General features: G+C 58.2%; 10 protein-coding genes. 6 read left to right on the top strand and 4 right to left on the bottom strand.

The window, feature by feature from the left end; genetic code table 11:
- Positions 1-45 precede the first annotated feature (45 nt).
- The 4 genes from WCJ41_RS07470 to WCJ41_RS07455 all read right to left on the bottom strand — a co-directional run bounded on the left by WCJ41_RS07470 (position 46) and on the right by WCJ41_RS07455 (position 5,598).
- Complete coding sequence (locus WCJ41_RS07470) at positions 46-816, bottom strand: ABC transporter permease (protein WP_336905217.1); 771 nt, start codon at positions 814-816, stop codon at positions 46-48.
- Positions 803-1,660, bottom strand: a complete 858-nt coding sequence (locus WCJ41_RS07465; protein WP_336905216.1) for an ABC transporter permease — start codon at positions 1,658-1,660, stop codon at positions 803-805. Before WCJ41_RS07465 ends, WCJ41_RS07470 begins: the two co-directional genes overlap by 14 nt.
- A 49-nt stretch (positions 1,661-1,709) precedes the next feature.
- A complete protein-coding gene (locus tag WCJ41_RS07460) occupies positions 1,710-2,759 on the bottom strand; it encodes a spermidine/putrescine ABC transporter substrate-binding protein (protein ID WP_336905215.1) in 1,050 nt (349 codons plus the stop codon).
- A 568-nt stretch (positions 2,760-3,327) separates the two neighbouring features.
- Complete coding sequence (locus WCJ41_RS07455) at positions 3,328-5,598, bottom strand: sulfatase-like hydrolase/transferase (RefSeq protein WP_336905214.1); 2,271 nt, start codon at positions 5,596-5,598, stop codon at positions 3,328-3,330.
- 439 nt (positions 5,599-6,037) lie between these two features.
- Between WCJ41_RS07455 and WCJ41_RS07450 the strand changes: the two genes are divergently transcribed.
- From WCJ41_RS07450 to WCJ41_RS07425, 6 genes are all read left to right on the top strand, one after another.
- On the top strand, positions 6,038-6,181 hold the full coding sequence (locus tag WCJ41_RS07450) for a hypothetical protein (RefSeq protein ID WP_336905213.1): 144 nt from the start codon (positions 6,038-6,040) through the stop codon (positions 6,179-6,181).
- Between the two features lie 235 nt (positions 6,182-6,416).
- Positions 6,417-7,571: an extracellular solute-binding protein gene (locus WCJ41_RS07445; protein ID WP_336905212.1), complete on the top strand. Its 1,155-nt coding sequence runs from the start codon at positions 6,417-6,419 to the stop codon at positions 7,569-7,571.
- A gap of 17 nt (positions 7,572-7,588) precedes the next feature.
- Entirely contained in the window at positions 7,589-8,512 is a 924-nt protein-coding gene (locus WCJ41_RS07440) for an ABC transporter permease (protein ID WP_336905211.1), read from the top strand.
- A complete protein-coding gene (locus tag WCJ41_RS07435) occupies positions 8,513-9,316 on the top strand; it encodes an ABC transporter permease (protein ID WP_336905210.1) in 804 nt (267 codons plus the stop codon).
- A gap of 1 nt (position 9,317) precedes the next feature.
- Entirely contained in the window at positions 9,318-10,412 is a 1,095-nt protein-coding gene (locus WCJ41_RS07430; protein WP_336905209.1) for an ABC transporter ATP-binding protein, read from the top strand.
- 98 nt (positions 10,413-10,510) lie between these two features.
- The gene (locus tag WCJ41_RS07425; RefSeq protein WP_336905208.1) at positions 10,511-12,076 is read left to right on the top strand and encodes an amidohydrolase; all 1,566 of its coding nucleotides are present in this window, start codon (positions 10,511-10,513) and stop codon (positions 12,074-12,076) included.
- Positions 12,077-12,349: the final 273 nt, after the last annotated feature.

The following is a 12,349-nucleotide window of genomic DNA, read 5'->3' as shown; positions in this document are numbered from 1 at the left end:
CCGTCTTCGCCATTCGTCTTGCTCCCTGTTGTTCCCTTTGGTGCGTCACGTTCCCGGCAGCCGGCCCTTGTTGAGGCGCTGGGCGGCGAGGATAATGACGAAGCTCACACCCATGACCACGGTGGCCATAGCATTGATTTCGGGCGTCACGCCGAAGCGGATCATGGCATAGATCTGCATCGGCAGCGTGGTGGAAGACTGCCCGGCGCCCGCAGTGAAATAGGCGATGATAAATTCATCGATCGACAGCGTGAAGGCCAGCAACGCGCCCGCCAGCACGGATGGCCCGATGAGGGGCAGGGTGATGCGGAAAAAGGTTACGGTGGCGGTGGCTCCCAAGTCGCGCGAGGCCTCGTTGAGCGACCAGTCGTAGGACTTGAGCCGCGCCCGCACCACGGCGCAGACGAAGGCAAGGTTGAACACCACGTGCGCCATCACGATGGAGCGCAGCCCCAGCGAGAACTTGATCAGCGTGAAGAAGGAAAGAAGCGCAATCGCCAGCACGATGTCGGGAATGATCATGGGTGCGAACAGAAGCGCCTCTCGCGAGGTCGATGGCCGTGCCCGCTCGACGCCCAGCGCCAGCAGCGTGCCAAGCACGGTGGAGATTGCGGTGGCCCAGACCGCCACCACCAGCGAGTTCCAGGCCGCGCTGAGGATCTTCGGGTTCTCAGCCAGCTTGCCATACCATTCGAGCGAGAAGCCGCCCCAGGCCGTCGGCATGCCCGAGCGGTTGAAGCTCAGCACCATCAGCACAGCGATAGGCAGGTAGAGGAAGCCATAGACGGCGAGGAGCCAGCCATTAAGCGCGCGCATGGTCACCCCGTGCCCGGAGGGAGGCAATGGCCTGCGCGAAGAGAAGCAGCATCATCAGGCCGATCAGCAGGGCCGAAAGTGCAGCGCCGAATGGCCAGTCCCGTGCCGAGAGGAACTGGTCGTAGATGAGGTTGCCCACCATCTGGAACTTGCCGCCGCCCAGCAGATCCGGCGTCACGAAGTTGCCTATCGACAGCACGAAGACGAAGACGGCTCCCGCCGCCACGCCGGGTGCCGTCAAGGGCAGCGTGATGCGCAGGAAGGTCTGGAAGGCGCCCGCCCCTAAGTCGCGCGAGGCTTCCGCATAGGACGGGTCGAGCCGCTGCAGGGCGGAGTAGATCGCAAGGATGACGAAGGGCGTGTAGCTGTAGACCAGCCCCAGCACCACGGCGGGCTTGGTGTAGAGCAGCGTCATGGGTTCGCTGCGCAGGCCGAGGCCGATCACCAGGTTGTTGATCAGGCCGGCGGGGTTGAGCAGCACGATCCAGGCATAGGTGCGGATCAGGTAGTTGGTCCAGAACGGCAGGATGGCGAGGAACAGCATTGCCGTCTGCCGCGATGCCGGCGCCCTGGCGATGGCATAGGCCGCCGGATAGCCGATGAGCAGGGCGATCAGCGTGGCCGTGCCGGCAATAATGGCGCTGTCGAGAAAAATCGTGAGATAGAGCGGGTCGAAGACGCGTGTGACGTTCTCGAACGTCGGTGCACTCCAGTCGATGCCGCCATAGATGCCGCGCTCGAAGAAGATCAGCACGAAGATGAGAAGGCACGGGACGACCATCAGCAGGCCAAGCCACAACAAGCCTGGCAGCATCAGGAGCCACGTGCCGGAACGAGCGTTCATGAGGGTGATCACGTCTCTCCCGACCGGGCCGGGAGAGACGTTTCTGGCTTCACTTGGCAGCCATCACTTCGGAGACGGTCTTGGAGAAGGCCTTCATGCCGTTGCCGAGATCGCGCAGCTGCTCGTATTTCAGCAGCTCCGCCGGGGTGATCGACATGTTCGGGTATTTCTCGAACAGCGACTTGTCCACCGCCTCCATGCCCGCCTTGTTGGGCGACTTGTACATGATGTTCTCGACCACCCACTTGCCGTTCTCGGCGTTCATCACGAAGTCGATGAACTTGGCCGCGGCTTCCGGGTTCTTCGAGGCCTTGGTGACCACCATGGTGTCGACCCATAGGTCGGAGCCTTCCTTGGGGATCACGTATTTGATGTCCGGCTTGTCGGTGATGCCGTAGTTGCACCAGCCGTCCCAGGCCTGCACCATCAGCGCCTCGCCGGAGACGAGCTTCGAATAAAAAGTGGTGTCGTCATAGGCCAGCAGGTTGCGCTTGGCGGCGATCAGCTGGTCGCGCACCTTGTCGAGGTCTGCCTGGTCGGTGGTGTTGACCGACAGGCCGTCGGCGAGGAAGCCCGCCGCCATCAGCCAGCGGTCGGTCGACAGCATGGTGATCTTGCCCTTGAGATCGTCCGTGGGGCTCAGCAGGTCGTTCCAGCTCGTGGGTGCAGTCTTGACCATGTCGGAGCGGTAGCAGAGCCCGGTGGTGCCCCAGGTATAGGGCACCGAGAAGGTGTTGCCCGGGTCATGCTTGAGCTCGTTGGCCTCCGGATAGAGGTTGGCGAGGTTCGGGATCTTGGAATGGTCGATGGGGGCCAGCAGGCCCAGGTTGTTTAGCGCCTCAGCAAAGGGCGAGGATACGAAGAGCACGTCATAGCCTTCGCCGCCCGAGGCCGTGACCTTGCCCATAATCTCCTCGTTGGTGGCGTGAACCGCGATCTCGAGGTCAATGCCGGTGGCGGCCTTGAACTTCTCCGCCATGTCCTTGGGCATGTAGCCATCCCAGTTGGAGATGACGAGCTTCTCGGCAAGGGCCATCGTGGTGCCCGAGACGAGCATCACGGCGCCTGCGGCGGCGGCAAGCAAAGTCCTGAATTTCATAGTGTTTCGCTCCCTGTGACAAGGCTTGTTATTCGCCTTTAAGAAGAGTGTAGGGGCATTTCGCCATTGCTGTCGAGACCCGGCCGGACGGCGTATCCGCAGAACACGGCGCCTTGTTCAAAGCGAATGAGCGGTTTGCCCGAGGTCCGACGCTCAAGAGAGGATGATCCGGCACCAACACCCCACAAGCGCAGGAAAAATCCTCGGGCAAAGGCTTCATCCTCGCTCTCGGCCAAGCGGGCGACCCGACACCCAATCCTCACCATCAATGCGGACGACGCGCACGGTATCGGCGCTTGCCCGAGGCAGTCTCGTCACACGAGACAAACGCGGTCACCTCACACGCCTTGCCATCCTAAGCACGGTCAATGAACTGCCGTTTTGCCTTGGAACATTGTAAGTCCATATCTATAACAGGAGTTATAATATTTATTCCGCATGGTGCGCCGCCTCGGCGTATCAGTTACTTCGCTAGGCTACGACATGCAACCTGGTTAGCTACCGCTCTACAACTTGCCTACGCCCGTATTGTAACTGCAATGGCACAGTTCGATACCCTATCACACCGTCAGCTGCGGCAGTCCATTGGAATGTTCTCCATGATCACCTGCAAGTCGTTCCGATCGGTAACTGCGTTGTAGTCGAAATCGAAGGTGCTAGATCCAGTCCACGTCCTTACGGTCCGCCAGTAGTCCTTGATGTCCTTGACGTTGACAACGCGGTCTCCATTTCCGTCTCCTGGGCAAGGCGGCTGCGACGCGAACAACTCTGCAATATAGTTTTGGAGTGCCTGCATCGCTTCGGTGGCGCCATCGACTGATGCAAGGTGGTTCACAGTTACAACCCCATTTGACTTTAGGTACAGCGCGTCACCGTCCCGGTCGAGTTTCAGTTCATCTGGGTTCTTACTCTCATTTACCTCGTAGAGTTCATCGAGGTCATAAGACGTTGCAACTCCCGGCGTTGTTGGGTCGTAGTCCTTCCAGTTGCTATGGATGAACTTAAAGCGAGTGTCACGTGCCGTGTAGTAGATCTGTGGTGCTTGCCCAACTTTCGCGGAACTGTAAGTGGAAGTATCTGTCAGAGATCCGTAGATCTGCTGGTTGACCTGCCAGCATTCATCGACTGGTGTAATGACACTTGGGTCTGTGGCGCCTTCGCCCCACCAAACTCCACCGTTGTCTTCGCAAACTCCCTTGTTAATCGGAGTTTGGCTGCATGTTCCACCCGCATTGTTCGTTCGGCCGATAACGCATGGTGCATTATGCGCACCATTCTTTTGAATATTGAGACCACCCTCCGAATAGTTGAAGGTACGTATAGCCGGCTGCAGCGGGTCCCTCAAATATGGCATGAGCGGGCTCGAATCGATCGTGTTCGGTCTTGATTCTTTCTGCGGATTGAGGCCCGCCGCCTCGCCAAACAGGCCGTAAACATCGGCGGCACTCACAAGGTACGGAACGTCGCGGTTGGGCTCTCGGACCATAGGCCCAGAAACCATGAGCGGAACCCACACACCTGTCTGGTATGGCGACGCCTTTGAACGCAGCATATCGAATGGAAACTGTACCGTAATTCCAGCAGACCCATTGTCGCCGACGATCACAATCAGGGTATTGGTGCGTTCAGGTTCATAAACCAGCTGACCAGCGCTATCTCTCATTGCGAGTCCGGTTGACGTCAGCAGATGCCCCAGTTCCGAGTCCATCGCCTCTATCATGGCATCTGACAAGATGCGCTGGACTAAAGGATTGGTGCAATCGGTGCCCAAGTTTCCGGGGGACCCCAGCGTGGCGGCAAGCTTTTGTCTAGTCGCCGGTGAAAGGAGATGACCGGGCGGGGTCTGCAGTGGCGTATGATCAGCGCTGAACGATACGGTTGCCATCCACGGCGCCCCGCTTCGCTTGCTGGCGTTGATCCAGTTTATCGCCGCATTGACCTCGATCGAGGAGCGGTAGTTGCGCCCTCGCGGATCAGTGACCGGGAGTTCGCTCGCGCGCGTTCCGCGATTGATGACGAGGGGTGACACGTAGTGGGCGTTCTGTCGCTCGAAGTCGAGAGTTCCGGGGGGATTGGCTTGGCATGCGGAGTTCGGAACGAGAATTCCACCCAGATTCAGGCAGGCAAGGCCAGGCGAATCGCCCAGAGTGTCTCCACTGATCTCATGGCAACTGGTTTTGCTTTTCGATCTTTGAACATAGCAGGCGCCAGTGTTCGCGCCTTCATCACTCACTTGGCGGGCTATCGAAGGCACATATCCGCACTTGTAGGTTCCAGCCTCGGCCACTCCACCCGCCGTCGTGTCGATCGAGGCTGGGAGCCCGCCGACCCAGCCGTAGAAGTAGTCCCATCCCAAACTCCCCGGTGCCCCGTTGCCGGCTTTGTTATTCTCGGGACCACCAAGGTGATACTTGCCGAAGAAGCCGCTCCTATATCCAGCCCGTTTAAGCATGCGGGCTACCGTTACGCCGTATGGCGAAGCCTGCGAATTCGCGAGGTCACTTTGACCAATTGCCTGATAGACATTCGTCCGGAAAGGATAGCTCCCTGTCAGCAGCGCCATGCGCCCGTTGGAGCACTCGGGCATGGACCATGTATTCCTGAACCTTATTCCGCTTTCCGCAATCTCGTCGATCGTCGGGGTCTTGGGTGGCGTAACGCCGCCGTAGCCCATTGCCTTCAGCAGGTCGATGCCGACATCATCCATGATCACGAACAGCATGTTCGGCTTTCCGGCGGACATTGCCGGCATCACGCCTGAGCCGAACATCACCGTAATGACCGTAACAAGAATTCCGAGCAGCCGTCTCAACATGACCGATTTCTCCTCAACGGTCATTGGTGGGGTCAAATAGTCCCGCCAACAACCGCAGAAATACCTAATTCGTTCATATTCGGGTATCTGGACGGATGTCTCTCCCTCAGAGCATGCTCAGTGCGGGACCTGCTAGCCCTTGGCATGGCTAGCGCGATCGTGGTCGACGACCCATGATTCCGACCGCCATCTGAAATTGCGGTAAGCAGCAAGAGCCAGTCATCGCGATCCAGTAACGCCCACCAACCTAGCCCACATCGAAGGGGTATCCACGGAAAGGCTGTGCCTTGAAGCACCATGGGTTGATCGCATTCCTGCGAACCTTAGTAGCGGATACAAATCCTGATTTAGATACTGCTTTCAATGACATGGAGGTTACAGTCTTTGTTCCGAATGGTGCGCCAAAAACCCACCATCCGGAACAAGGGCGATAACCCGCGTTGCAACAAGAAGCAGCCGGGCGATGACCCGACTGCTTTCCAACTTTCGTTCCGACCGTGTATCTTCAGCTTATCAGGCCGGGCTCGGACTCTTAGCTACCCTCCCTGATCTGCTTGGCGACATCGATCTTGGTGAAACCGCCGGCCATAATGTCCTGAAGCACTGAGGAACGATGAGCGGCACAGCGGGCGAGCACCGCCGGGGTCAGCGTGTCGCCTACGTAGGCGGCTCCGATCACAACCGGACGGGACCCGTCACTGCCAGGACTGATCAATCCTCTTCAGCAGAAAACCCCAGACGGGATGCCTCCTGACAGTCTCGGGGCGGTTCTTCATTTGCAACACAGACTCTTTCCAAGAGCTCCTCTTTCATTCTAGCATCAACTCAGAAAGGTTACCGCATTGCACGGCGACCAAAAGCAAGCTGGAGGGAATGACATGCAGCGACTCAAGTTCATCGATCGGATGTCGCAAGGCAAACTGAGCCGCCGCGACATGCTCACGAAAGCCTCGGCTTTCGGTGTGGGTATGCTGACCTTACCCTCGCTCCCAAAGGCTGCCGACGTACTGACCTGCCTTGAATGGGCCGGATACGACGATCCGTCCTATTTCAAGAGCTTTTCCGACAGGAATGGCACGCCCAATTTCTCAATTTTCACCGGGGAAGAAGATGCACTGGCGAAGGTGCTCGCAGGCTTCTCCGCCGATGTGATGCACCCCTGCAACTACTCGGTCAACCGCTTCGTCAATGCGAAAGTGGCCGCCGAAATTGACGTCACAAAACTCTCAAACTGGAAAGATGTCTTCCCGGCGCTACAGACTGCAGACGGCGTTGTGATGGACGGCAAGGTTGTCATGGCGCCGACTGACTGGGGAAACGCTTCCATCGCCTACCGACCAGATCTCGTGGATGAAGACTTCAAGAAGAATGAGAGCTGGGGAATTTTCTATGACGACAAGTATGCGGGCAAGGTCGCAATGCTCGACAGTGAGCTCTGCATTACTTTTGGCCTGATGCTTGACGGCATGAGTTACAAGGAGGCAGCCTGGGCTACCGGCGACAAGCTTAAGGCAGCAGCAGACAAGTGGGGCAGGAAGTGCACTGCCAACAGCCGCTTCCTGTGGACTGATCCAACGGAAGTCAATCAGGCCCTCGCCTCCGGCGAGATTGTCGCGGCCTATGCCTGGAATGACACGGTCAAGAACCTCACAGACCAAGGCATTCCCGTTGCCTATGCGCGCCCGAAGGAAGGCTTCTTCACCTGGTACTGCGGACTTACGCTGCTCAACAGCGGCAAGGCAGACAAGGCATTGGCCTATGATTTCATTGACGCCTGGCTTTCACCTGAAACCGGCAAGACCCTCATCGAGGGCTCAGGGCTCGGTCACTCCAACACAAAGTCATTCGAGCTCGCCGACAAGCAGGCCGTGGCCAAGATGGGCTTTACAGATCCAATCCAGCACATGAAGGATGGGACGCTCTTCATCCAGGTCTCGGACCAGGTGCAGACCGAATACAACAAGGTTTGGGGAGACACCAAGGCGCTCATGCAATAGCGAGTGTCATGGCTTCGATGATGCGACACACAGAAAAGTCGACGTGGATGTCAGGCTACGCACTCCTGACGCCCGCTTTCCTGGTGATGGCAGTGATGATGGTCGCTCCGCTTCTGGCGTTGCTGGCCTTGAGTTTCTGGACCCAGAGCGGCTTCGAGATTGATCGCACGCCAACTCTTGCCAATTACTGGACCATCATCGAGCCGTCAGATGAACCATTCTTCTGGATGGGCATTCCCTTCCCGTTCAAATATCCGCCGCCAGCCGTGCTCATGCTCAAGTCGATTGTGGTTTCTCTCGTGGCCACGGTGCTTGTCATTCTTCTTGCCTATCCCATGGCCTATTTCCTTGCGTTCCGGGTCAAGCGCAACAAGACACTTTGGCTCGTTCTCCTCACCATACCATTCTGGACAAGCTATCTCCTGCGGGTGTTCTCGTGGAAGATCGTCCTGGGTTACAACGGTGCCATCAATTCAGCGCTCAAGACGCTGGGGCTCATCGATCAGCCGCTTGAATTTCTTCTCTACAATCCCGCCGCAGTGGCCATCACACTTGCGCACGCCTGGATCGCCTTCACCGTGCTGCCCATCTATGTCTCCCTCGAGAAGATCGATCCGTCGCTACTCGAGGCGGCAACCGACCTTGGCGACACGAAGTGGCGCCGCTTCTTGAGGGTCACACTGCCGCTGTCGGCACCGGGCACCATAGGCGCAGCCATGCTCGTCTTCATACCGACGGTCGGCGACTATGTAACACCAATGCTTGTCGGTGGGCCTGGCGGCACCATGATCGGCAACCTCATCCAGGAACTTTTCTTGCGTCAAAACAATGCACCACTGGGAGCCGCTGTCGCAATCATAATGATGTTCATCATTGGCGCATTGGTGGCGTTCTTCTTCTGGGTCATCGGCTTCCGCAAGCTCAGGTCACGGGTGTCCTGAGTGCGCAACACATTCAGCCCGCTGACCGTATACGCCGCCCTGTTCATGATCTTTCTCTACGGGCCTGTCTTGATGATTCCGCTCTTCTCATTCAATGACAGTCTGTTCACAACCTTTCCCTTGAAGGGCTTTACCTTCAAGCATTATGGGACCATGGCAGCCAACACCGGCATGCTGAATGCTCTCCGGAACAGTATTGTAGTGGCTGTCTGCAGTTCAATCATTGCAACGGCGATTGGTCTCCTGGCAGCGATCGCGCTCACGCGCAACAGACTGCCTGGCAACGCCATCATTCTGGCGGCATTCTCCCTGCCGCTCATCGTACCCTCAATTGTATTCGGCGTTGCCATCCTCATCATCATGCTGAAGTTCCTGGGGATTGCGCTCTCGCTGTGGACCGTTGGAGCCGCACATGTCTTCATTTGCATTCCATTTTCCATGACCGTGCTGATGTCGCGTCTGGAGGGGTTCGACAAATCACTCGAGGAAGCCTCGCGTGATCTGGGCGAGAATGCATGGATGACGTTCTATCGCGTCACCTTGCCACTGGCCCTGCCCGGCGTAATTTCAAGCCTCCTCCTTTGCTTCATCACCTCGTTTGATGAATTTGTACTCGCCTTCTTCCTGGCAGGCACGGACCCGACGCTGCCCGTTTACCTCTTTGGCCAACTCCGCTTTCCGAACAAGCTTCCCGGCATGTTGGCGCTCGGAACGAGCATCCTCATGCTCTCTACCATGCTCGTGTTGCTCGCAGAGTTCTTCCGCAAGCGCGGCGTGCAAGCAAATGTCCCGGGAGACGCCTGACGTGAAACCCATCGCCGATGCCATCATTCAGTTCAAGAATGTGTCGAAACTCTTTGGTTCCGTTCATGCCGTAGATCATGTTTCACTCGACATTCTCCGCGGTGACTTCTTTTCACTTCTCGGCCCGTCCGGCTGTGGCAAGACAACATTGCTGAGAATGCTCGCAGGGTTCGAACAACCGACCGAAGGCGAGATCTTCATTGATGGCAAGTCTGTTGCCGGCATACCCGCCAACCACCGCCCCACGAACATGGTGTTTCAGAGCTACGCCATTTTCCCCCATCTCAACGTGGAGGAAAACGTTGGATATGGTCTCCGCAACCAGAAACTGTCGAGGGACGAATCGCGCTCACGCACTGCCGCTGCACTCGAACTCGTGAAGCTTGGGGGTTACGGCGCGCGCGCCGCTCACCAGCTTTCCGGCGGCCAGCGCCAGCGCGTGGCACTGGCGCGAGCGCTCGTCTGCCGCCCCAAGGTTCTCTTGCTGGATGAGCCCTTGGGGGCTCTTGACAAGAAGTTGCGGGTAGAAATGCAGGTTGAACTCAGGCAACTGCAACGCAATGTCGGCATCACCTTTGTCTTCGTGACGCATGATCAGGAAGAGGCCCTGACGCTCTCGGATCGAATTGCCGTCATGTCAGCGGGCAAGGTGTTGCAGATTGCCCGGTCAGAAGACCTCTACGAAAATCCAAATTGCCGTGAGGTGGCCGAGTTCATTGGCAACATGAACCTGTTCCAGGGCACCGTCATATCGACTGCCCATGACGTGGTGACTGTCGATGCAGGCGAAGCAGGGCATGTTCGGGCACACTCCAGTTCGCGCATTGCGAATGGAAGCAGGGTCTTTCTCGCCGTTCGGCCGGAAAAACTTGTCCTGTCAAGCAGAGAGCCATCGCCGCAACAGAACGGACTTCAAGGAGAGGTTGTTGCAGACACATACCTTGGTGACCGCCGTCGATATCTGGTGAAAGTGAAGGGTGTCGCCACACCCATTGCGGTGCTTCAGCAAAATTCAGACGCCCCGGCGCAGACGCACATGAATGGAAAGGTCTGGATCAGCTGGAAGCCAGACCAAGGTCGACTGCTCGCGCATTGACTTTTCCGTGTGAAGCTCCAACCCACCCGATGACGAAGCAGGCATGGAGGACGAGAAGATTGACTGAGACCCTTGTGCATAACGCCCGAATTCGGACGATGAATCCAACGAACCCCTCTGCCGAATGGCTGCTGGTCAGGGATGGACGGGTTGCGGCACTCGGGCTTGGAAGTCCGCCAGATGCCGCCAACCGTGTCGACGCAGGCGGGCGGCTGATTCTGCCAGGGTTTCAGGACGCCCATATCCACCTTCTCTCCGGCGGGATCGACATTGCCACGGCGGCCTATCTTTATGATGTCAGCAGCGAGGATGAACTGGTCGCCGCCTTGCGCGCCCACGCAGCGTCCAAGCCTGATCTGCCGATCGTGTTTGGTTCAGGGTGGCAACCAGGAATTTTTGGTGACCACAATCTGACAGCTGCACTTCTCGATCGCGCAGTCAGTGACCGGCCTGTGCTCATCTATGACAGCTCCTTCCACAATGCCTGCCTGAACAGCCGCGCGGTCGACATGGCGGGTGTGCAGGGCATGGCCGACCCCCCGAACGGCCATATCCTGCGCGATGCCAAAGGTCGCGCCACGGGCATGCTGCATGAAGAAGTCATTCCGGTCGTTGCCGCCCGCCTGCCCGAACTGACCGAAGATGACTGGATGGCGGGCCTTCTTGCGGGGCAGGCGCACGCAAATCGGCACGGCATCACCGGGGTTCTGGACGCCTGTGTCAGAAAGCCCGAGGTGACGACCTATGGGCGTGCTGCAGCAGCCGGCGCGCTGACCCTTCGGGTTGCGGGCACGGCACTGGTAACCGAGGCAGACACCCCGGAAACGGCGGTGGCACGCCTCACCGCCTTGCGTGCAGCCTATCCGGGGCCCGATTTTCACGTGCATTCGGCCAAGTTCTTTCTTGATGGGGTGTATGAGAACCGCACCGCCGCCAACCTGACACCTTATGCCGACGCCAAGGGCGCTAATGCGCCCTGCATGTTCAGCCTCGAACAGACCAAGGCCCTGATGACCGCGCTTGATGCTGCGCGCTTCGCCATTCATGTACACGTCATCGGCGACGCCGCCGTCCGCCGCGCAATCGAAGGACTGGAAGCCGCGCGAGCCGCCAATGGCCCCTGGCCCGCTCAGCACCAGCTTGCCCACCTGCAACTTGTGGATCCGGCCGATTTCAGCCGCCTGCAGGGCCTGGCCACGGCGAACATCCAGTCCCTCTGGGCGAGGTTCGAGCCGCCCTATACCGGCCCCTCCCTCTCGATGATCGGCAAGGACCGCTGGCCCGACGTCTATGCCTTTCGCAAGATGCTGGATGCAGGCGCCGACTGGTGCCTGTCGTCGGACTGGGCCGTCAGCACGCTCAACCCGTTCGAAATCATCGAAACCGCGATCACCCGGCAGAAGCGGCTGGACAACAGCCCGCTTGAGCCATTCTTCATCGACCAGTCACTGACGATCGAGGAATGCGTGCAAGGCTATACCGTGAACGCCGCACGAGCCTGCTGGCGCGAACAGTATACCGGCATGCTTCGCGTGGGCTATTCTGCCGATCTCATCATACTCGACCGGGATATCTTCAGCTGCCCGGCACATGACATATCGAAAACCCGTGTGCTCACAACGCTGTTCAAGGGAAAGGAAGTCTGGCGCGCCCCTGATTGGTAGGGTCCTGCTGCTTTAGGCCACCAACGAAAAAATTGCTTCGCACTCGCTGCGAAGCCCCTCCAGCAGGATCCGGATTTTCTCCCCGGCCGAGGGATGCCTCCTCATCGCGACGAAGCTAGGCTCTGGCTCGACCAGGGCCTCTCTAATGTCACTTCGAGATGCATTACATCGATATTTCAATAGTGGACGAGTTTAAACCTTTCTTCCGCATGGTGCCCTTGGCATGAGAAGTGCCTATCTGATACTTGCTTCCCGTCCGCCAAACTCTGTGCG

This window comes from Aestuariivirga sp. (genome assembly GCF_037139295.1).
Classification (GTDB): Bacteria; Pseudomonadota; Alphaproteobacteria; order Rhizobiales; family Aestuariivirgaceae; genus Aestuariivirga.
The sequence above is the reverse complement of the archived record's forward strand: the minus strand, read 5'-3'. Positions and strand labels throughout refer to the sequence as shown.

Coding starts and splice junctions, on each gene's coding strand:
- WCJ41_RS07470 (WP_336905217.1), bottom strand. CDS start 816: ATGCGCGCGCTTAATGGCTGGCTCCTCGCCGTCTATGGCTTCCTCTAC.
- WCJ41_RS07465 (WP_336905216.1), bottom strand. CDS start 1,660: ATGAACGCTCGTTCCGGCACGTGGCTCCTGATGCTGCCAGGCTTGTTG.
- WCJ41_RS07460 (WP_336905215.1), bottom strand. CDS start 2,759: ATGAAATTCAGGACTTTGCTTGCCGCCGCCGCAGGCGCCGTGATGCTC.
- WCJ41_RS07455 (WP_336905214.1), bottom strand. CDS start 5,598: ATGACCGTTGAGGAGAAATCGGTCATGTTGAGACGGCTGCTCGGAATT.
- WCJ41_RS07450 (WP_336905213.1), top strand. CDS start 6,038: ATGACCCGACTGCTTTCCAACTTTCGTTCCGACCGTGTATCTTCAGCT.
- WCJ41_RS07440 (WP_336905211.1), top strand. CDS start 7,589: ATGATGCGACACACAGAAAAGTCGACGTGGATGTCAGGCTACGCACTC.
- WCJ41_RS07425 (WP_336905208.1), top strand. CDS start 10,511: ATGAATCCAACGAACCCCTCTGCCGAATGGCTGCTGGTCAGGGATGGA.